This window comes from Bradyrhizobium cosmicum (genome assembly GCF_032290525.1).
GTDB classification, from domain to species: Bacteria; Pseudomonadota; Alphaproteobacteria; order Rhizobiales; family Xanthobacteraceae; genus Bradyrhizobium; species Bradyrhizobium cosmicum_A.
Genome location: NZ_JASXTA010000600.1, coordinates 1 through 236, shown reverse-complemented (window position 1 = coordinate 236; position 236 = coordinate 1). Strand labels below are relative to the sequence as shown.

At 59.3% G+C, this 236-nt stretch carries 1 pseudogene; it reads right to left on the bottom strand.

Going from position 1 to position 236, the window contains the following annotated elements:
* Window positions 1–236 (bottom strand): annotated as a pseudogene (locus QSV46_RS41080) (3-dehydroquinate synthase); the annotation flags it as partial.

The window sequence follows — 236 nt, the reverse complement described above, 5'->3', positions numbered from 1 at the left end:
ACGTCCGCTCGTGCAGATCAGCGCTCACCACACCAGCCTTGACGGTAATCGCACGCGTCAGCACCTCAACGAAGGTCTGGGAAGTGACGTCGAGGGCCAACCGCGGATGGTTGGAGATGACGTCGAGAATCACCGGGTCTTTAATAAACCCGCATTTGACGATCTCAGCCAGGCCAGAACGCACCTCTCGCGCTGGCAGGGTCGTCAGCAGTTCCGTGTCACACAAGACGCCGATG